This is a genomic window from Gallibacterium sp. ZY190522, assembly GCF_054166015.1.
On sequence record NZ_CM135118.1, the window covers coordinates 2,534,141 to 2,554,666 of the forward strand.

The 20,526-nt window shown below is 37.8% G+C and carries 22 protein-coding genes and 1 riboswitch; of the genes, 8 read left to right on the top strand and 14 right to left on the bottom strand.

Going from position 1 to position 20,526, the window contains the following annotated elements; genetic code table 11:
- The first annotated feature begins 100 nt into the window (after positions 1-100).
- Positions 101-928 carry a DNA ligase gene (locus ACXPAV_RS12265; protein WP_458003622.1) on the top strand — a complete coding sequence of 276 codons (828 nt, stop codon included), beginning with the start codon at positions 101-103 and terminating at the stop codon, positions 926-928.
- On the opposite strand, the gene yqfB is transcribed toward ACXPAV_RS12265, so the two are convergent.
- Complete coding sequence (yqfB, locus tag ACXPAV_RS12270; RefSeq protein ID WP_039135152.1) at positions 892-1,221, bottom strand: N(4)-acetylcytidine aminohydrolase; 330 nt, start codon at positions 1,219-1,221, stop codon at positions 892-894. The genes ACXPAV_RS12265 and yqfB overlap by 37 nt on opposite strands.
- Positions 1,221-1,874 (bottom strand): trimeric intracellular cation channel family protein, encoded by a 654-nt coding sequence (locus ACXPAV_RS12275; RefSeq protein ID WP_039170975.1) that lies wholly within the window; start codon positions 1,872-1,874, stop codon positions 1,221-1,223. Before ACXPAV_RS12275 ends, yqfB begins: the two co-directional genes overlap by 1 nt.
- Positions 1,875-2,225: 351 nt before the next feature.
- Between ACXPAV_RS12275 and ACXPAV_RS12280 the strand changes: the two genes are divergently transcribed.
- The 5 genes from ACXPAV_RS12280 (at position 2,226) to ACXPAV_RS12300 (ending at position 5,814) form a co-directional block, all read left to right on the top strand.
- Positions 2,226-3,482: an NRAMP family divalent metal transporter gene (locus ACXPAV_RS12280; RefSeq protein WP_458003623.1), complete on the top strand. Its 1,257-nt coding sequence runs from the start codon at positions 2,226-2,228 to the stop codon at positions 3,480-3,482.
- A 145-nt stretch (positions 3,483-3,627) separates the two neighbouring features.
- Entirely contained in the window at positions 3,628-4,398 is a 771-nt protein-coding gene (locus ACXPAV_RS12285; RefSeq protein ID WP_458003624.1) for a class I SAM-dependent methyltransferase, read from the top strand.
- A gap of 2 nt (positions 4,399-4,400) precedes the next feature.
- Positions 4,401-5,015, top strand: coding sequence for a LysE family translocator (locus ACXPAV_RS12290; RefSeq protein WP_013745676.1), 615 nt, complete (start codon positions 4,401-4,403; stop codon positions 5,013-5,015).
- A 24-nt stretch (positions 5,016-5,039) separates the two neighbouring features.
- On the top strand, positions 5,040-5,516 hold the full coding sequence (locus tag ACXPAV_RS12295; RefSeq protein ID WP_458003625.1) for a low molecular weight protein-tyrosine-phosphatase: 477 nt from the start codon (positions 5,040-5,042) through the stop codon (positions 5,514-5,516).
- Positions 5,517-5,589: 73 nt separating this feature from the next.
- The gene (locus tag ACXPAV_RS12300; RefSeq protein ID WP_039135161.1) at positions 5,590-5,814 is read left to right on the top strand and encodes a YdcH family protein; all 225 of its coding nucleotides are present in this window, start codon (positions 5,590-5,592) and stop codon (positions 5,812-5,814) included.
- Between the two features lie 132 nt (positions 5,815-5,946).
- On the opposite strand, the gene ACXPAV_RS12305 is transcribed toward ACXPAV_RS12300, so the two are convergent.
- The 7 genes from ACXPAV_RS12305 to metJ all read right to left on the bottom strand — a co-directional run bounded on the left by ACXPAV_RS12305 (position 5,947) and on the right by metJ (position 12,040).
- Positions 5,947-7,230, bottom strand: coding sequence for a TRAP transporter large permease (locus ACXPAV_RS12305; protein WP_039135164.1), 1,284 nt, complete (start codon positions 7,228-7,230; stop codon positions 5,947-5,949).
- 3 nt (positions 7,231-7,233) lie between these two features.
- Positions 7,234-7,866, bottom strand: a complete 633-nt coding sequence (locus ACXPAV_RS12310) for a TRAP transporter small permease (protein ID WP_039135167.1) — start codon at positions 7,864-7,866, stop codon at positions 7,234-7,236.
- A gap of 69 nt (positions 7,867-7,935) precedes the next feature.
- Positions 7,936-8,922 carry a TRAP transporter substrate-binding protein gene (locus tag ACXPAV_RS12315; RefSeq protein WP_197494818.1) on the bottom strand — a complete coding sequence of 329 codons (987 nt, stop codon included), beginning with the start codon at positions 8,920-8,922 and terminating at the stop codon, positions 7,936-7,938.
- A gap of 318 nt (positions 8,923-9,240) precedes the next feature.
- Positions 9,241-9,384, bottom strand: coding sequence for a FeoB-associated Cys-rich membrane protein (locus ACXPAV_RS12320; protein WP_081964318.1), 144 nt, complete (start codon positions 9,382-9,384; stop codon positions 9,241-9,243).
- A complete protein-coding gene (gene feoB, locus ACXPAV_RS12325; RefSeq protein ID WP_458003626.1) occupies positions 9,381-11,252 on the bottom strand; it encodes a ferrous iron transport protein B in 1,872 nt (623 codons plus the stop codon). The genes ACXPAV_RS12320 and feoB overlap by 4 nt, the downstream gene beginning before the upstream one ends.
- Positions 11,253-11,256: 4 nt before the next feature.
- Positions 11,257-11,517 (bottom strand): FeoA family protein, encoded by a 261-nt coding sequence (locus ACXPAV_RS12330; protein ID WP_039135174.1) that lies wholly within the window; start codon positions 11,515-11,517, stop codon positions 11,257-11,259.
- Between the two features lie 205 nt (positions 11,518-11,722).
- Positions 11,723-12,040, bottom strand: a complete 318-nt coding sequence (gene metJ, locus ACXPAV_RS12335; RefSeq protein ID WP_039135177.1) for a met regulon transcriptional regulator MetJ — start codon at positions 12,038-12,040, stop codon at positions 11,723-11,725.
- A 152-nt stretch (positions 12,041-12,192) separates the two neighbouring features.
- On the opposite strand from metJ, the gene metL reads away from it, so the two are divergent.
- Positions 12,193-14,622: a bifunctional aspartate kinase/homoserine dehydrogenase II gene (gene metL, locus ACXPAV_RS12340; RefSeq protein ID WP_458003627.1), complete on the top strand. Its 2,430-nt coding sequence runs from the start codon at positions 12,193-12,195 to the stop codon at positions 14,620-14,622.
- 170 nt (positions 14,623-14,792) lie between these two features.
- Positions 14,793-14,890, top strand: a riboswitch (glycine riboswitch).
- 87 nt (positions 14,891-14,977) lie between these two features.
- A complete protein-coding gene (locus tag ACXPAV_RS12345; protein WP_458003628.1) occupies positions 14,978-16,375 on the top strand; it encodes an alanine/glycine:cation symporter family protein in 1,398 nt (465 codons plus the stop codon).
- 28 nt (positions 16,376-16,403) lie between these two features.
- Here the strand turns inward: ACXPAV_RS12345 and mnmE are convergent, their stop codons facing one another.
- The 5 genes from mnmE to rpmH form a co-directional block, all read right to left on the bottom strand.
- On the bottom strand, positions 16,404-17,765 hold the full coding sequence (gene mnmE, locus ACXPAV_RS12350; protein WP_197497851.1) for a tRNA uridine-5-carboxymethylaminomethyl(34) synthesis GTPase MnmE: 1,362 nt from the start codon (positions 17,763-17,765) through the stop codon (positions 16,404-16,406).
- Between the two features lie 71 nt (positions 17,766-17,836).
- Positions 17,837-19,459, bottom strand: coding sequence for a membrane protein insertase YidC (yidC, locus tag ACXPAV_RS12355; RefSeq protein ID WP_039170993.1), 1,623 nt, complete (start codon positions 19,457-19,459; stop codon positions 17,837-17,839).
- Positions 19,459-19,725: a membrane protein insertion efficiency factor YidD gene (gene yidD, locus ACXPAV_RS12360; RefSeq protein WP_458003629.1), complete on the bottom strand. Its 267-nt coding sequence runs from the start codon at positions 19,723-19,725 to the stop codon at positions 19,459-19,461. The genes yidC and yidD overlap by 1 nt, the downstream gene beginning before the upstream one ends.
- Positions 19,680-20,048, bottom strand: coding sequence for a ribonuclease P protein component (gene rnpA / locus ACXPAV_RS12365; protein WP_458003630.1), 369 nt, complete (start codon positions 20,046-20,048; stop codon positions 19,680-19,682). Before rnpA ends, yidD begins: the two co-directional genes overlap by 46 nt.
- A 12-nt stretch (positions 20,049-20,060) precedes the next feature.
- Positions 20,061-20,195, bottom strand: coding sequence for a 50S ribosomal protein L34 (rpmH, locus tag ACXPAV_RS12370; RefSeq protein WP_013745661.1), 135 nt, complete (start codon positions 20,193-20,195; stop codon positions 20,061-20,063).
- Positions 20,196-20,526: the final 331 nt, after the last annotated feature.

Genomic DNA, 20,526 nt, shown 5'->3' on the forward strand with positions numbered 1-20,526 from the left:
TTTTTGTTTTTTCGATCTAGACCACATTTTTTCTCTCTTTTTGCTTGTATATCCGTCAAATACTTTATGCTGAACACCTGATATTTAAAGGAGAGCATAAATGTACTATCTATATCTATTTTTAGGTTTAATTTCTTTTTCTGTGATGGCAAAAGAGTCGGTAATGTTATTGCAGGAGTATAAAGATCAAGATTTACAAGGTTGGGTGATGAGCGAAAAACTAGATGGTGTAAGAGGATATTGGGATGGAGAAAAATTGTTTACTCGTCAGGATAATCTTTTGAATCCTCCGGGTTATTTTATTAAAGATTTTCCTCCATTTGCGATTGATGGGGAGCTATTCAGTGAACGAGGTAAATTTGAGGAGATCACCAGTATCACTCGTTCTATAAAAGATAAAGGTTGGCATAAATTAAAATTATATGTATTTGATGTACCAAAAGAAAAAGGGGATTTATTACAAAGATTAGATGTACTTAGGAAATATTTGTTACAACATCCAACACCTTATATTGAAATCTTACCGCAGATGCCGATAGAGAATAAACAAGCTGTTTATCAGTTTCTTGATCAAGTAGAAAGTTTAGGTGGAGAAGGGGTTGTGGTAAGAAATCCGAAAGCGAATTATATCGTAGGGAGAAGTAGCCAAATTTTAAAGTTGAAACGTCATCAAGATGAAGAGTGTACTGTGATAGCTCACCATAAAGGGAAAGGACAGTTTCATAATGTGATGGGATCATTAACTTGTGAAAATGAACGGGGGCAATTTAAAATTGGTTCTGGTTTCAGTTTAGCTGATCGAGCTAATCCGCCGGCGATTGGTTCGATAATTACTTATAAATATCGGGGGTTAACCAAAAACGGTAAACCAAAATTTGCTACTTATTGGCGTCAACGTTCGTCAATGTCGTCTGTTGAAACTAATTGATAATGAATAACAAAAAGTTGTTCGGCATCAGGATAAATTTGACGAATTACTTTTTTTAGCTCGGTTAGTGTCATATTTTCCTGCTGTGCGTGTTTTTCTGTTAGTTGTGAAAATTGAATTGGTGTTACAGAGAGGATTTTGATTTTGGCGAACCACTGATGTTGTTCAAACGTAAAAACATCAATGATACTGCCGATTTTAAAATCTTTTTCACTATTATCACGAATAGTAATGGTTTTACTACCATTAAGTATGTTCTCTCTAAAGCATTGATAAAAAGTGATTTCCATCATTATTTTTTCCTTTTTGGTAATTTTTCTACCCACGACCAGTTTTTATCTTCCTGATAATCAAAAACAGGGAGTCCTAAGCCAAATCGGATAGCTAGCAAACGTAATAAGAAACCGGTCACTAACGTGATTAAAATCACAATATCTTGTGAGATATTGGTATGTTGTAGTCCTATATAGATAGCGGTAGCAAGAAAAGCGATACTGGCATAAAGTTCTTTTTGAAAAACCAATGGAATACGGTTGCAGAGTAGATCCCTCAGCACACCGCCAAAGGCTCCTGTGATGATAGCGGCAACAGAGGCGATAATAAAACCGTGCCCCATAGTGAGAGCAACTTGTGCGCCAATAATGGAAAATACGATTAAACCTAGCGCATCCAAAATTAAGAAGACCGCTTTTAAATAACGCATTAATGGTGCAATAATCACGGTCAATACCGCTGCACCGGCAACGATAACGATATATTCCGGGTGTTTTACCCAACCTAATGGATAATGACCTAAGAGAACATCCCTAACAGAACCACCACCAATAGCGGTAACGGAGGCAATAATAATAACGCCGAAAATATCCATTTTTTCTCTGCCGGCAGCTAAAGCGCCGGTGATTGATTCGGCAGTAATTCCAATTAAATAGAGAATGGTGAGTAGCATAATCTTATTGAACGATGATTCAGTATGGAAGATTGTACTAGAAACTCTACCATTTCGTTAGTTTTGTTTATTGAGTTTATTGGTAAAAAGTTTTTATGTATAAAAGATAGTCAAATAAAATAATAGGGAGCATTAAATTTTAAAAAAATTAAACGCTAATAATTATTTTGGTTTAAAAACAAACCTCTTGTTATGATTATAAGTTAGTTTTTTATACTAAAAATAAATAATAATTTAGAATTTTATATAAAAATAGCTGACTATTTTAATTATCTCTTCCTGTTGCTTTCAAAAAACATTTGTGATGATATTACAAAACTGTTTCATTTATATTAAAAAAGAGACTAATTTATGACAGCATCAATAACGACTGAAGAGCAGTCCTCTACATTAAAAAGTCGTCTTTCTGCACTAGGCCCGGGAATTTTAATGGCTTCTGCTGCGGTAGGCGGTTCTCACCTTATTGCTTCAACACAAGCGGGTGCAATTTATGGTTGGCAGTTAGCGATAATTATTATTTTAGCAAATCTGTTTAAGTATCCGTTTTTCCGTTTTGGTGTGCAGTATACGCTAGATACAAATAAGACCTTGCTTGAAGGCTATAAAGAGAAAGGAACAGCTTATTTATTCATCTTTTTTGTATTGAATGTTTTTTCTACAGTAATTAACACGGCCGCTGTATCTTTATTGTCCGCTGTTATTTTATCTTTTGTTGTACCATTACCTGTGCCAACGTTAAGTTTAACAGTATTAGTGGTGAGTACTGCGATTCTTTTATTCGGGCAATATCGACTTTTGGATGGCTTATCCAAGTTCGTGATGATTTGCCTTACTTTAGCTACTGTGTTAGCGGTTGTGATTGCTGCTTCTCGAGGAGCGGTTGCGCCGGAAGGTTACGTAAGTGAAAGTCCTTGGCAGTTAGGTGCATTAGCGTTTATTGTGGCGTTAATGGGATGGATGCCGGCACCGATTGAAATTTCTGCTATCAATTCAATGTGGGTGGTAGCGAAAAAACGCATAACCAAAGTTTCTTATCGAGATGGTATTTTTGATTTTAATGTGGGTTATATTGGTACTGCATTATTGGCTTTAGTATTTTTGGCATTAGGTGCTTTGGTTCAATATGGTTCAGGCATACCAGTTGAAATGGTGGGAGGAAAATATATTGCCCAATTAATTGGTATGTATGCTACAACTATTGGCGATTGGGCTAGGGGATTAATTGCATTGATTGCTTTCCTATGTATGTTTGGAACAACACTTACTGTTATTGATGGTTACTCTCGTTCCAATATCGAAAGTTTGCGTATTTTATTGAAGAAGAAAGGTACAAGAGCCAGTTATTTGAATATTGCCTTTGTTGCTGCATCCGTTTCTGGTGCGTTAATTATTTTCTTCTTTAATAATGCATTAGGACCAATGCTTAAATTCGCAATGATTGCCTCATTTGTTACCACTCCAGTGTTTTCCACTTTGAATTTGTTATTGGTATTAAAAGGCGAACATAAAGTGAAGGGCGGACTGTTGTGGCTTTCACTTATCGGTTTACTTTACCTCACAGCATTCACCTTATTATTTATCGTTTATCAAATGGGGTGGTTGAGTTAAAACTTTTTAAAGGCAGAGTTCTTATAAGAAATTCTGCCTTTATTTTGAATATAATTAATTGATATAAGGTATTCTATTAAGTAATTTTGGAGGAGGGGTAAAAATATTTTATTATAAAAAATATATAAATATATAGGAGTGAAGGATGCTATCGACTAATAATAGAGAGTTTTCTAGTGAGAGATCTAATCGTTATAAAATAGCGACAGAAAATATATCCGATATTTGGAATGATGATGTGGCAGTTATGTTAGAGTATTTATCTCCCCAAGAGGGAGATAAAGTATTGGAAATAGGTGCTGGGACTGGATTTTTTTCTTTTCCAATTTCTAAATGTATTGGTAATAGTGGGATATTGTTTGCATTAGATCCATCTGAAGAACAATTATCAGTTATTATGAATAAAAATAAAAACAATATTATTCCTATTTTGTCAGGTGCAGAAGATTTTTCCCTGACATCTGAAGTAAATAAAATATGGAGTAGGGGCGCATTTCATCATGTCAAAAACAAAACAGAATGCATGAAATGTTGTCACAGATATTCTAGTGATAATGCAAAGTTATTTGTTTTTGATATATTCTCCCATAATAAAACTTCAAAATTTTTTGATTCATTTATTGCAAGAAGTTGTATTACAGGGCATGAAGTTTCCTTTTTGACAAAGGAATTTTCTAAGAGTTTGTGTTTTATCACTGGTTGGAAAGAACCTAGCTTTTTTGATTATTCTCTTAAATGGACTTTTTCTTCGGAATTACAGATTGGGCAATTTTTGTTTTATTTATTAGGAATAAAAGAAGAATATTCTATTGAAGAGATTCTTAATGAAACTAGAAAATATTTAACTATTGATATCACTGAAAATGGATTTATCCTTAATTGGGATATGACCTTAATGGTAAGTGAAAAGGCTTAGATATGCAACAATTGGATTTATTTTCATATCTTGTAACTTGTATAATTGCTGCAGGTACGCCCGGTCCCGGAACATTAAGTGTTATTGTCTATAGCGGTATGTTTGGTTGGAGAAAAGCGATACCAGTGATTTTAGGTATACAGATTGGAATGTTTGCAATGGCAGTATTGGCGTTATCAGGTGTTACTGCAATTATTACTGCTTCTCCATTGTTATTCTCAATATTGCAATACATAGGTGCGATATATATTGCTTATTTGGGGATAATGAGTTTGCTAGCCAGTCGTAAAAACAGCCAAATCAATATGGCAGCACAGGATAAAGGACATCTGAAAAATGCTTATCATGGTGCAATAGTTACATTTGCTAGTCCTAAAACATTATTATTTTTCACTTCGTTTTTCCCTTTATTTATTAATCCTGAAAAAAATATTTTTTCACAGAATGTGAATTTGTTAATTATACTTTTAGCTTGTACATTATGTGTACATATCGTTTATTGTGCATTTATGCAAAAAATGCAATTGATTTTGCATAAATATCAAAACCTCTTTTTCTTATTTGTTGGATTAGCATTTTTATCCCTTGCATTATATATGGGATATACTGTAGTTTAGTTTCCTTTAAAAAAGGATATATTTATGCAGCATCAAAGAGTCTTATTTGTCTGTCTAGGCAATATTTGTCGTTCACCGATGGCGGAATTTATTTTTAAACATAAATTACAACAGGCAGGTTTGTCCAAATGGGTTAATGTGGATAGTGCTGGTACCGCCGGCTGGCATAGTGGTGAAGGAATGCATTGCGGTACAGCGGATATGCTGGAGTTGCATAACATAGCCAGTAACGGTTTTCGCAGTCGTCAAATCAGAAAACAGGATTTAGCGAATTTTGATTATATTATCGCGATGGATGACAGCAATTTAGAGGATTTAGAGCGTTTTTTCGGCAAACATCCGCAACAGATTTTTAAAATTACGCAACTATGTCCCGATTTAGAAAAGGATCATATTCCTGATCCTTGGTACACACACAATTTTAATGAAACTTACCATTTGCTAGATCGCTGTTGTGATGCTTTGTTGCAAAAAGTTAAACAGAAGATAAGTAAAATGTGACGTTGTTCACAGCAGAAGAAGCGAAAAAAAGCTATATTAACAATGTGTAATAATAATATAGAGGAGAATAGTTATGTTTCCAGAGTATCGTGATTTGATCAGTGTGTTAAAAAATGAAGATAAACATTTTGCTCGTTTATTCGAAGAACATAATGAATTGGATCATAAGATTCATAATATGTTGGAGAAAATTGAATTCGGTACGCCGGAAGAGATAGAAAACTTGAAAAAAATTAAACTTCGTTTGAAAGATGAAATGTACGCTATTTTAAAAGAGTATGATGCGAAAAGAAAATAGTCATATTTAATTAAACTGAAACCCAGTATTAATGCTGGGTTTCTTTTTTGTTCTTCTCCTAAAATGATTTTTAAATTTTAAGAATAAAAACAAGGCTAAATTTATGTTTAGCCCTGTTTTTCAGTGTCAGTTTTAATTCATTGCAATCCAGTTTGGTAAAGCCAAGGAGATTGCAGGAATGTAAGTAATGGCGATCAAGAATGCTAGCATTAGCATTAACCAAGGTAGTGCTGCTCTGATGACTTGTGGTAGAGTTAAGCCAGTGATAGCAGATGCTACGAATAAGTTAAGTCCGACAGGCGGTGTAATCATACCGATTTCCATATTTACTACCATAATGACCCCAAGATGAATCGGATCAATACCCAATTGAGTAGCGATAGGAAACAGAATAGGTACTAAAATCAGAATGATAGCGGAAGGTTCCATAAATGCACCGGCAATCAACAGGATAATATTGACGATAATGAGGAACTGCCAAGCGTGCAAATCCATTTCTACCACTAAGGCGGTTAATTGCTGCGGAATCTGTTCGGTTGTTAGGACGTGAGCGAAGAGCATTGCGTTAGCGATAATAAACATCAGCATAATGCTGAGTTTACCGGCTTCCAATAGGACTTTCGGACACTCTTTCAATTTAATATCTTTATAGACAAAAACGGCGACGAAGAAAGAGTAAACCGCTGCTACGGCAGCAGCTTCCGTTGGCGTAAACGCTCCGCTATAGATACCGCCGAGAATAATCACCATCAGGATTAAACCCCATAATGCACGGCGAGCCGCTTTGAACCACTCTTTCACACTGGCACGCGGTAATGCCGGCAAATTTTTAATGCGAGCGATAACATAAATACCGATCATTAAGGCAACACCTAATAATAAGCCGGGCATAACGCCAGCCATAAAGAGTCGACCGACGGATGATTCGGTTGCCGCTGCATAAACCACCATTACCACAGAAGGAGGGATAAGAATACCCAATGTACCTGCATTACAGATAATGCCTGTTCCGAATGCTTGCGGATAACCAGAACGAACCATTCCTGCAATTGCAATGGAGCCGACAGCTGCCACGGTTGCAGGACTTGAGCCGGAAAGTGCGGCGAAAAGCATACAGGAAAGAACAGATGCAATTGCCAATCCACCACGTATGTGTCCAACGGTTGCATTAGCGAAATCGATCAATCGGCGAGCCACGCCACCAGTGGTCATAAATGCACCGGCAAGCAAGAAGAATGGAATTGCTAATAAAGTATAGTGTTCAGAAGTTTCAAAAAGTTTAATCGCAACCGAGCTGATGGAATCCTGGCTGAAGAGAATTATTACAAGAGAACCGGATAATCCTAATGCAACGGAAATGGGCACTCCAATAAACATTAAAAAGAATAAACAGGCAAATAAGAAAACAATAGTCATAAATTACTCCTTATGTGCTTCAGATTCTTGTAGTTTTACTGCATCTTTTGCTTCATCAGCCAAGCCAAGATCATTTTGTTTTCCTTGTAATAAACGGATAAATATCTCAACAAAACGGGCGAAAATCATAATATAACCGATAGGAATAATCAGACCGAGATGCCAAAGTTTGATGCCAAATTGCTGTAGGTCTTCTGCACCGACTTTAGCAATGAATAAAGCTTGAACCCAATCATAACTCGCAATAAAAATAATCCCTGAATAAATAAGACAAGTAAGACAGGCAAAGATACTGATATAGCGTTGCACTGGAGTACTAAATTTTTTCACTAATGCGTCAATACCAATATGTCCGGCAGTACGAACACCATAAGATGCACCGAAAAAGATGAGCATTGCAAAAAATAATTTAGTCAGTGCGACACTCCAAGTCATTTCTTGTGCTACTGTCATACAAAAAGTAGCGATAGGCTCGAAAATAAATTCAAGGCTCGGATAAGCATCGGCTAAATCGTAGAAAGGATTATAAAGATTATTGAACATTACATAGACAAAAGTTACTAATGTCATTAACGCTAGAGAAAAACCGATCATAAATTCTTCGAGTTTTCCCCAGAGATAATTAAAGTGTTGCATAATTGCTCCTTAACCGACTTGAGCGATGAGAGTGCGATAGTCAGCCTATCGCACTTTGAGATTTGAAAATTATTTGTTGTTAGACTCTTCGGCAGCTTTAATTAAATCAGCACCGATAGCATCTTCAAATTTTTTCCAAACAGGGCGCATAGCTTCACGCCACTCTTTTCTTTGTTCAGGAGTTAAAATAGTAATTTCTGTTGTTTTTGCATCAAGAATGCGTTGTTTATCAGCAAGGTTGAATTCGTGAGATTTTTTATTTACATCATCACTAACAATATCCATTACTTCCATCAAACCTTTACGGATATCTTCAGGTAAACCTTCCCAGAATTTGGTGTTTACGATAACCATATAAGAAAGTAAACCGTGGTTGGACTCAGTAATGTATTTTTGTACTTCGTTGATCTTCTGTGAATAGATATTTGAGTATGGGTTTTCCGCACCGTTTACTACGCCGGTTTGTAACCCTTGATACATTTCACCGAAAGCCATTTTACGAGGAACAGCTTTTAATTGTTTAAACTGAGCATCAAGTACTTCGGAATTTTGTACACGGAATTTTAATCCGCGTGCATCTTTTGGTAGTACCAATTTTTTGTTGGCGGAGAGTTGTTTTAAGTCATTATTCCAGTAGCCGATACCGGTGATGCCTTTATCTTTCATACTGTTAAGCAGGCTTTTACCGGCTTCGCTTTTTTCAAAACGTTGAACGGCTTCAATATCGTCAAATAGGAACGGTAGATCGAATAATTGGATTTTTGGCGTATATTTATCGAATTTAGCCAAAGATGGCGCAAGCATTTGTACATTATTTAATAATAATGCTTCCATTTCTTTGCCGTCACCGTAAAGAGATGAGTTAGGGTAAACTTCAACCACCACTCTACCGGGAAATTTTTCTTCAGCCATTTTTTTAAACATTAATGCACCTTGACCTTTAGGTGTATCTTCCGCTACCACGTGAGAAAATTTGATCACAATAGGATCAGCAGCCAAGGCATTGAATGATAATAGTGATCCTAATGCAGTAACAGTAGCGAGTATTTTGAACATATTTTGTTTGAATTTCATAAGTTTGATCCTCTTCTTGTGTATGAATGAGATATGTGAATGCACAGATAAGACTATGTAAATGCTAAAATTTAGTAAAGTAGATTTTTTTAAAAAGTTGATCTCTTTCTCAAAAATTTAATAAAAAATTAATAAAAATGTGAGAAATGTCATATTTGTGTGTGCTTATTGAACAATATTTTGATAAATAATTCTTGAAAAAGAAAATTAATTCTTTTGAAGTAATTAATGTAATTTTTTCTTAAATTAAAGTGTAAAAAGGAGGATAGGAGTTGAAGGTTTTCAACTCCTATACAATGCTTAATGACAAGATTTTTGTGTTTTAGAAGTAGATCCGCAACGGCAGCAATCTCCACATCCGCTTTGTCGTTTTTTGCGGAAGTTTGCGATAAGGTAGCCGACAGCGCCGATAAATAAAGCTATAACAATTAAATATTGAATCATAATCCTGCTCCTCGTGCGATATGATAAACGATATAAGCAAATAGATAAGCTAATGCGGTTAAATAGCACGTAATTAGTAAAGTCTGCTTAGCTGATTTGGTTTCGCGCTTAATAACGGCAAGCGTTGCCATACACATTGGGGCATAAACGTACCAAGCAAGGAAAGAGAATGCAGTAGCCAAACCCCAGCTATCGCGTATCAATGGAATAAGCATTTGTTGAGCGGCTTCTTCATTGGTTGAACCGACGGCATAGACTGTCCCTAACGCAGCAACTACCACTTCTCTAGCGGCAATGCCGGGTACCATTGCAATACACATTTCCCAAGTAAAGCCTAATGGACGGAAAATTGGCTCAATTAGATGCCCCAACGCACCAGCAAAACTGTAATCGATTGGTGGTGAAACGGCATTTTCAGGCGCAGCAGGAAAGCTAACAAGCACCCATAAAATGATACTTAATGCGAAGATAATCGTTCCGGCACGTTTTAAAAATGCGCTGACACGTTCCCATAAAGTGATGACAATGTGTCTAAAATTAGGCATACGATAAGTAGGCAACTCCATCAATAATGGAAATTGCTGAATTTTACCTTTATGTTTAGCGAATAATTTTAGAATGAAAGCAATAAAGCCGGCAGAGAGCACTCCAATAGTGTATAGTGCGAATAATGTTAAACCTTGTAGATTAAAAATTCCCCAGACTTGTTGATCTGGAATAACTGCTGCAATGATTAAAGTATATACTGGCAATCTTGCAGAACAAGTTAATAGAGGTGCGATTGCAATAGTAACTAAACGCTCTCTTGGGTCGGTAATTGTGCGTGCTGACATAATTGCCGGTACGGCACAAGCAAAACCGGAGAGTAAAGGGATAAAGGAGCGCCCAGATAAACCACTTTTCGCTAAGAAGCTATCTAGTAAATAAGCAGCCCTAGGCAAATATCCGGAATCTTCCAGGATAAGTAACAATGCAAATAAAATCGCAATTTGTGGTAAGAAAACTAGAACACTACTTACACCGGCAACAATACCATCAATCAATAGATCCTTAAGAATACCGTCTGGTAGAACAGATGCTAGCCATTCAGACAAAAGACTAAAACCGGTTTCAATACCATCCATAAATGGAGCAGCCCAAGCGTAAACAGCTTGGAACATTAGTAACATCACGATAATTAGAGTAAGTATGCCCCAAATGGGATGTAAGAAAATATGATCTAGCCTTTGGTGCCAACGCGGCAAAAAATTGATATTGTGTACACTTTGTTCAAGAATATGATCAACTTGTTGGAAAAGTTGATCACTATCGAGTTGATTTGTAATCTGCTCCAATTGTTGAGATGTTTTTTGATGTGTTGATACTTGTCCGGCAAGTTGTTCCACGGCTTGTTTAATTTTCTGTTGCCCTTTTTTACTCACTGCAACTGTTCCTATGACAGGTACACCTAGTAACTCCGACATTTTATTGGTATCAATTTGCAGTCCGCGTGCATTAGCAATGTCAAACAGATTAATTGAGATCACCATTGGCAAACCAAGTGCTTTTAATTCTAGAGCCATTCGCAGAGTCATTCGCAGATTGGTAGCATCAGCAACGGTAATAATAGCATCCGGAATGTCGCCAAGATGACCTAGTAAAACATTACGAGAAACTTCCTCGTCTGGGCTTGTTGTATGTAAGCTGTAAGTTCCCGGTAGATCGAGAATAGTGATATTAGTGTGTCCGAGTAAAGTTCCTTCACGGCGATCAACCGTTACTCCGGGATAGTTGGCAATTCTAGCATTCGATCCAGTTAAAGCATTAAATAGTACGGTTTTACCACAATTGGGTGGCCCGATTAGGGCAAATTTAAGTTGATTATTCATAGAGTTATTTTAAATAGCAGAGAATCTTTTCTGCTTCTGCTTTACGTAATGAAAATTGAGAGTGATGATCCAAACGAACGACATAAGGCCCACGTCCTAATAATCCTTTAGCAATAATGGTAACCGGTCGATGGGAGGAAAAACCGAGATCTGCTAAACGCCGGCTAACGGAATTATCTTGGGATCCGAATGCCGGATTGGCGATAATATCTTTAATGTAGGCTTCTTGGTGTTTGGGTAATTGATGAAGAGGACATACTGACATAATGATTTCCTTACTTCTAAAATGGAATAGCCTATTTTAATCTAAATAAGAAATATTCCTAATAATATTCGTGGCGACATTTTAGCGAACAATGACTGAATAAAATTTGATATATATCAATATTAGTAAGAGAGTAAGAGGGAGGATAAGCTGAAAAAAGCTTATCCTTTGGTTTAGATAAAAAGTAATATGAAGGATAGATAAATTAATATTCCCAAGTGTCTGGATCTATACCTTTTTGTCGCATTAATACTTTAGCCTCTTCCGGAATCTCATCGTGACGTTCTTTTAACAAATCTTCATCGGTCGGTAAAGGTTGACCGGTAAAAGCGTGTAAGAATGCCTCACAGAGCAATTCACTATTGGTTGCGTGACGTAAATTGCGAATTTGGCGACGAGTACGCTCGTTAGTGAGTATTTCTAATACTTTAATTGGAATTGATACAGTAATTTTTTTTACCTGTTCACTTTTTTTGCCGTGTTCCGCATAGGGACTAATATATTTTCCATCCCAATCAGCCATAGTTATTTCCTTCAAATCCACACAAGTTGTGGTATTTTAATCAAAATTTATTCTAATGACAATCTAGCCTTAAAGACATCTAGATTTCTTTATTTGATTATATATATTCGTGCTAAAATAGCGCGTCTTTGCATTGATATAGGCGGAGGTTTATGATGCAGCAGGTTGTTCGTCATCAATTACATAAATTTGGCGGTAGTAGTTTAGCAAATGTTGAATGTATCAAAGGCGTTGCTTCGATTATTCAGAATTACAGTAAAGAGAATGATGTTATTGTGGTATCTGCAATTGGTAAAACCACAAATTTATTGATTGAATGGGTGGAAGCTTCACATAAAGATACAGTGGGAGCTAACCGTATTTTGCAGAATCTTCGCCATCAGTATCTGTCAATGGTTAATGCATTACTTATACAGCCGGAGCCGGTTGCTCAAGCCTTCATTGATGATATTCATCAGTTTTCCGCATTGTTAGATAAACCATTCAGTGAAGCGATTTATTCCGAAGTGGTCGGACATGGAGAGATTTGGTCGGCACGGCTGGTTAGCGCTTATCTGAATCAACAATCTATTCCTTCCGTTTTTGTCGATGCACGTGATTTTATGGTGGCAGAGCGAACCGTTTTACCTAAGGTACAGGTTGCACAAAGCCAGCGTCGATTACGACCTATTTTAGATGCTAATCCCAATAAACGTTTGATTGTTACTGGTTTTATCAGCCGAAATACAAAAGGCGAAACCGTATTATTGGGAAGAAATGGCTCCGATTATTCTGCAACCCAAATAGCAGGGTTAGCTGGTATTGAGAATGTTACTATCTGGAGTGATGTAGCTGGAGTTTATTCTGCGGATCCTCGTCACGTAAAAAATGCTACATTATTGCCACTATTACGTTGGGATGAGGCAAATGAATTGGCACGTCTTGGCGCGCCTGTGCTGCATAGTCGCACACTAGAACCTGTTAAAGAGTTTCAATTAAAATTGCAGTTACGCAGCAGTTTGAAACCCAATGAAGGTACGAGTCGTATTGAACATATTTATTCTTCTTCAGCGCAAGGTAAAATTGTGACATCTCATAACCATATCGGTTGGATCGAATTGGTGATTCCGCAAAATCAGGTGTTACAGAGTTGGCGGCAACGTTTGCAAGCGTGGTTGCAAGAACATCAATTGGAGCCGCTGGTCGAGCAATTTATTGAGCAATCACGTACTTTACGTTTGATCTATACCAATGAATATATTGATACGGCGTTTATGCAGTTTAAAAAATTGCCGTTAATCACTGATTCCATTTCCATTCGCTATGATTTGGCTTTGTTGGCTATTGTGGGGGCTGGAGTATGCCAAAATTCTTTACAAATGTTACGCTTTTCACAAATGCTAAAAACACAGCCGCTAGAATTTGTATGGCAATCTGAAGATAAAATCAGCGTAGTGGCGATTTTGCGTCAAGCCGTGAGTCGGGAATTATTACGCAACGTTCACGATGATCTATTTCGTGCGCATAAAACGGTTGGCTTAGTGGTATTAGGCAAAGGAGAGGTTTCAAAAACCTGGATCAGCCTGTTTAAACAGGAGCAGGAGAAGATCGCAGCACGCAGTCATTTTGATTTTTCTTTAATCGGTTTGGTTTCAAGTCAAAAAGCGTGGTTAGATTACCAAGGTATTTTGGCACATTTAAGTGAAAATAATTGGGATCAACAGTTTGAAGAATATGGTCGAGAATTGGTGCCAGAGGAATTATTGCAATGGTTGAGTCTACATCCGTTTGATGAATTGGTAGTGTTGGATTTTACCAATAGCGATGAGGTGGCGGCACATTATGAAGACTATGCAAAATATGGTTTTCACGTGATTAGTGCCAATAAACGTGCAGCTGCTTTTGATTTAGATAAATATCATCAAATAGAGAACGCTTTTTTGCAATCTGGAAGTTATTGGTTGTATAACGCTACAGTAGGTGGTGGTTTACCTATTAATCCAATCGTACACGACTTGGTAGAGAGCGGCGATACGATTTTGTCGATTGAGGGGACATTTTCCAGTACATTAGCGTGGTTATTTTACCAATATGATGGTTCTGTACCGTTTTCAATGTTATTAGAGCAAGCGTGGCAACAAGGAATGACAGAACGTGATCCGCGAGAAGATTTAAGAGGATTGGATGCGTTGCGTAAGCTATTAATTGTGGCACGTACCGCAGGTTATGATTTAGATCGTTCCGAGATTAAGGTAGAATCTTTGATTACGGAAGATATGATTGATTTGCCATTATCTGACTTTTTTGAAAAATTGGATGAGCTTGAGCCGCTAATTTATGAGCGTTATCACGATGCTGAGGAAGAGCGCGGGGTATTACGTTATGTGGTTCGCTTTTTGGCGAATGGACAGTCAAAAATTGGTTTAGAGGTGTGTAATGCTGATGATCCGATTGCGCGTGCTTTGCCGGGAGAGAATTTATTCTTAATTCGTAGTCTTTGGTATCGTGATAATCCATTGGTGATTCACGGTCCAAGTGCTGGCGTAAAAATGACTGCCGGTGCGATTCAGGCAGATTTAAATCGCTTAGTGAAATTATTGTAGTAAGGAGATCATCACTTGAGCAAGGAAGTATAACTTGCTAAAATTCGTAACGTTTTTATTCTTAGTAATAAACATCAAGTTCGGATGAAGGTAGCTGGAGAGTAGAGAATTAACTCTACGCCGACGAGGTAAACTCTTTCAGGCGCTGTTTTACAGCATGGACTGTTACTGGACGAACCCTTGGAGAGATCCACGTTAAGTGGACGCCGAAGGCGCAAAAAAATCTTAGATTTTTGAAACGCTCAGGCAAAAGGACAGGGGCAGGAAAGATAATCTTTTTTCAAATATCAGTTCTGGATATTTCTTTTTTCTTTTCTACTCCTTGTATTTAGCTTTTTTATTTACGAGGAAGTCAATGAATTTCAATCAAATTTTAGCTGAAATTGACAGCTTTATCTGGGGGCCGCCATTACTCATTTTATTAGCAGGAACCGGTATTTATTTCAGTATTCGCTTAGGTTTTTTACAAATTAAAGCATTACCACGAGCATTAAGATATTTGTTTCAAAAAGGTAATTCCGGTGAGGGCGATGTTTCTGCATTTGCTGCGTTGTGTACCGCACTTTCTGCGACTATCGGTACCGGTAATATTGTTGGTGTTGCTACAGCAATTCAAGCTGGGGGACCCGGGGCGATTTTCTGGATGTGGATTGTCGCCTTTTTCGGAATGGCGACTAAATATGCGGAATGTTTGCTGGCGGTAAAATATCGTGTGAAAGATAAAAATGGCTTTATGGCCGGTGGTCCGATGTATTACATAGAACGTGGGCTGGGCATAAAATGGTTAGCTAAGTTGTTTGCGGTATTCGGTGTTCTGGTTGCTTTTTTCGGTATCGGGACTTTCCCACAAATCAATGCCATTACACACGCTATGCAAGATACGTTCGGGGTATCAACAGTGATTACCGCAGTTGTAATGACGTTGTTGGTAGCAATGATTATTCTTGGCGGCGTTAACCGTATTGCTGTCGTATCCTCATTTATTGTGCCGTTTATGGCGGTGTTATATGTCGGTACGTCGTTATTTATTTTATTAATTAATTGGAACGTTGTGCCACAAGCGCTAGCCTTAATTATTGAAAGTGCTTTTAACCCTCAAGCGGCATTAGGCGGTGCGGTTGGTTTTACTGTGCTTAAAGCGATTCAATCGGGAATGGCGAGAGGTATTTTCTCTAATGAATCCGGCTTGGGAAGTGCGCCGATCGCAGCAGCGGCGGCACAAACACAAGAGCCGGTGCGTCAAGGGTTGATTTCAATGACCGGCACATTCTTCGATACCATTATTGTTTGCACAATGACCGGTTTAGTCATTGTTATCAGCGGTGTTTGGCAATCGGAGGTGGCGGGAGCCGCAGTGACTAACTTGGCTTTTGCGCAAGGGTTAGGCAACAGCATCGGTGCAACGATTGTCACTATCGGTTTATTGTTCTTCGCTTTTACCACAATGCTTGGCTGGTGTTATTATGGTGAACGTTGTTTTGTTTATTTAATTGGCATTAGGGGTATTAAAATTTTCCGTAGCTGCTTTATTTTACTGATTGCGTGCGGCGCATTTATTAAATTGGATATTATTTGGAGTTTGGCTGATATTGTTAATGGATTAATGGCAATTCCTAATTTAATTGCATTGATTGGCTTGCGCAAAGTAATTATAGCCGAAACACAGGACTATTTTGCTCGTCTGCAAATTTCTGCTAAGGATCGAGATGAAGAGATAGCAGAAAATGGCAAGTTGAGTGAAAGTTATAATTGATGCTAAAAATGCGTGCTTAGCACGCATTTTATTTTCCGATACAGAAAGAGCTGAAGATATTACCAAGTAAATCATCAGACGTGAATTGTCCGGTGATCTCGCTGAGTGCGTTCTGTGCCATTTTCAATTCTTCAGCCAACAGTTCACCAGCATAGAATTGAGTTAATTGGATATGCCCTTGCTGCAAATGTTGTGCCGCTTGTTCCAATGCTTCCAAATGGCGACGACGAGCTAAAAAGCCTCCTTCGGTAACGGTTTGATAGCCGATACTCTCTTTGAGATGCTCTTTCAGTAATTGGATGCCTTGTTGAGTTTTGGCTGAAAGGGTAATGGTAGTATAACCATTTTCAGTGCGAATGCCTTCTGCTTCGCCGCTAATATCTGCTTTATTACGAATAATCGTAACAGGGATTGATGGCGGCAATCTGGACATAAATTCCGGCCAAATTTTTTCCGGCAGCGTTTCATCCGTTGTTGTGCTGTCGAGCATAAATAATACACGATCGGCTTGATCAATCTCTTGCCAAGCTCGTTCGATACCGATACGTTCCACTTCATCCGTAGCAGTACGCAAACCGGCGGTATCAATAATATGCAACGGCATCCCATCCAAGTGAATATGTTCTCGCAATACGTCACGAGTTGTGCCGGCAATATCAGTAACAATGGCAGCATCACGACCAGCTAATGCATTCAACAGGCTTGATTTGCCGGCATTCGGACGACCGGCAATCACCACTTTCATCCCTTCTCTAAGTAAAGAGCCTTGTTTCGCTTGAGATTGAACTTCCGCTACTTTGGCTATAATTTGATTTAAATGTGCTTCGATTTTGCCATCGGCAAGAAAATCAATTTCTTCATCCGGAAAATCAATTGCTGCTTCAACATAGGTTCGTAGATAGATCAATTCGTCCACTAATTGATGGACTTTGGTGGAAAATTCGCCTTGTAGTGATTTTAAAGCTGAACGTGCTGCCTGCTCCGAACTAGCATCAATCAAATCAGCAATTGCTTCAGCCTGAGTTAAATCGATTTTATCGTTTAAAAAAGCCTGTTCTGAAAACTCTCCTGGTCTGGCTAAACGAACACCTTTAATCTGTAGAATGCGTTTTAAGAGCAGATCCAAAATAACCTGCCCGCCGTGACCTTGCAATTCCAAAACATCTTCTCCGGTAAAGGAGTTGGGTGCTTTGAAAAAGAGGGCAATGCCTTGATCAAGTACAGAGCCGTCAATGTCTTTAAAAGGAAGATAGTTAGCAAAGCGAGGTTTTAATGTTTTTCCCAACACCTCTTTGGCAACTTGTTCAGAAAGTGGGCCGGAAACCCGCAAAATGCCTACTCCTCCTCGACCAGGAGGGGTTGCTTGCGCGACAATCGTTTCTTTTTCTATCATATTTTTCTCTTGTTTCTATATAAATTTAAGGCATCTTAATTAAGATGCCTTTCTGTTATTTTGGAAATTTATTTATGACGAGAGTGTAATCCTTTTTTCTCTAAGCCCCGATAAATTAGCTGCTGTTGAATAATGGTAATGATGTTAGACACCAACCAATAAAGCACTAAGCCTGAAGGGAACCATAGGAAGAAGAAAGTAAACATCACCGGCATAAACATCATTACTTTTTGTTGCATTGGATCGGCAACAGGAGTTGGTGACATTTTTTGCAATAAGAACATTGATGCCCCCATCAATAACGGCAGAATATAATATGGATCCTGTGCCGATAAGTCTTGAATCCAACCGAAGAACGGTGCGTGACGTAATTCAACCGCTTCTAAGAATGTCCAATATAGTGCGATGAAAATTGGCATTTGCAGCAAAATTGGTAGACATCCACCAAGAGGATTCACTTTTTCTTCTTTATAAAGTTTCATCATTTCTTGGCTCATACGTTGACGATCATCACCGAAACGTTCACGCATTTCTTGAATTTTCGGTTGTAACATACGCATTTTTGCCATTGAAGTATATTGAGCTTTAGTAAGCGGATAAAGAATGGCTTTTACAACAATAGTAACACCTATAATTGCCAAGCCCCAGTTGTGAACAAGGCTTTGAATAAACTGCAATAACCAGAAGAGTGGTTTTGCAATAAACCAAGCCCAACCATAGTCAACAGTTAAATCCAAGTGTGGAGCGACGGTTTCCATTTCATTTTGTAATTTTGGCCCAACCCAAAGTTGGCTGGTAATAGTATCAGTGGCTCCGTTGGCAATGGATGTGATTGGACCGCGATAACCGATGTAAGCGAAATCACCTTGTGTTGAAGTATATAGTTGATTATCGGCATCTTGATTTGGAATCCACGCAGATACGAAATAGTGCTGAAGAATCGCAGCCCAACCTTGTTTAGTTTTAATTGCAAGATTGTCTTTTTGCATATCTTCAAAAGAGTATTTTTTGTAATTGGTTTCTGATGAAGAGTATGCACCACCGGTATAAGTCGGCATTGCAATGTTTCCAGAGCTTTCTACTAAAGTATGTTTAAGCTGACCATATGGTTGGACTTGAATAGTTGAACCACTGTTATTGGTTACTTCAAAATTCACTTTTACATCATAACTGTTTCGGTTTAATGTAAAAATTTTGCGGTAGGTAACACCATCTTTGGTAAATGTAAACGGAATGCTAAGTTCATTTTGACCTTCTGCTAAAGTGAAATTATCGCCGTCTACTTGATAATCAGCACGCCCAGCAACAGTATCGCTACCATTGGCACCAATTAGCCCACTTTGAGCAATATAAACGTGTTTTGCTGTATTTTCCAGCAAAGCAAAAGGGGTTTCAGAGTGTAATTCAGCGCCATATTTTAATAATTGGGCTTCGACAATATCACCACCTAAAGTATCAATTTTTAAACGCAAGACATCACTTTGTAAGGTGATGATTTTACCTTGCTGTTGATTGTTATCAATTGTGGTATTGGCTGCTGTACTGACAGTTGTTGGCACTTCACTCTTATCAACTTGAGTTTGAGTGGCAGTCTGTGCCGGTTGAGGATTATTGTCTATTTCCCATTGTTGGTAAATCAAAAATGAGATAAAGAACAAAGCAATTACGAGTAAACTACGTCTTGAATCCATTATTTTTTTCTCTGTGGTTTATGATTATCAATATGTGGTGGCACAGGATCATAGCCTGATGAACCAAAAGGATGACATTTTAATATACGCTTGAGTGTAAGCCAACCCCCTTTTATCACTCCGTGTGTTTGAATTGCTTCAATCCCATATTGAGAGCAGGTCGGGGTGAAGCGACAACGTAGACCAATTAAAGGGCTAATTGCAATCTGATAAAAGCGGATTATGCCGATGAAGATTTTTTTGAAAAGCGTAGATGTCGTTGCCATAATTTATCTAACATTTTGAATAACAACATATTATCTATGTCACTAATGCCTTTTCTTGCAATGATAATAAAATCATAATTAGGTAATAAATGCTGTTGTAAACGAAAGCTTTCACGACAAATCCTTTTAATACGATTACGTTGATTGGCACGTTTTACATATTTTTTGGCAACAGTTAAACCTAATCGAGGATGTTGCAAACTATTGGGACGAGCGATAATGGAGATTTCAGGCAAAGAAGCTCTGAAAGGTTGTTGGAAAACAAAATTAAATTGAGAGGGAGTTAGTAAACGTAACTCCCTTGAAAAACCTAGCTTAGACACTCGATAATCAGATTATGCACTTAAACGCGCACGACCTTTAGCACGACGACGAGCTAAAACTTGGCGACCTTTTTTAGTTGCCATACGAGCACGGAAACCGTGGGTGCGGCTACGTTTTAATACAGAAGGTTGGAAAGTACGTTTCATTTTCTTATCTACCTAATAAATAAAGTTTTAATATTCAAAATGTGAACCTGTTACTGCAAATCTAAACAGTACCATTTTATTAAAACAAAAAGTTACAATAAAAAGAGGTCGCAATTCTAATCATAATTTTGCTGTTCGTCAAATATTAAAGGTAAAAAAGCAGTTTTTCATTTGCTTCAACTGGTAATTCTATGATTAGAGATTTGAATGACATTAGAAATAAAACTAAAAATTGATCTTTAGTGAAGATCTTAACTTGAGTTTATTGTATGATACACATCGATTTTAAATGAATTCATATAGAATAGATAACCATCAATAGACCAGACCT